The 314-nt window shown below is 39.8% G+C and carries 1 pseudogene; it reads left to right on the forward strand.

What is annotated here, in order from left to right:
• Positions 1-314, forward strand: a pseudogene (locus ACRHOC_RS14770) (hypothetical protein); the annotation flags it as partial.

The following is a 314-nucleotide window of genomic DNA, read 5'->3' on the forward strand; positions in this document are numbered from 1 at the left end:
TGCTACAACAGTTATTCAAACTATAACTGTTGAAGACAAAACTAATCCTACAATCAATGTTCCTGCAGATGTCACTATAGAGTGTACTGAAGATGAGTCTTCTGCTAATACTGGTGTTGCAACTGGTGCTGATACTTGTGGTACAGTAACCATTACTGAATCAGATGTGGAAACTGCAGCTTGTGGTAATACAAAAACTATTGTTAGAACTTGGACCGTAACTGATGAGTGTGGTAACAGCGTATCTGCTGACCAAACCATTACTGTGGTAGATACTACTGCGCCTACGTTTACTGTTCCTGCTGATATTACAG

It is taken from the genome of Winogradskyella poriferorum, from assembly GCF_050618035.1.
GTDB lineage: Bacteria > Bacteroidota > Bacteroidia > Flavobacteriales > Flavobacteriaceae > Winogradskyella > Winogradskyella poriferorum_A.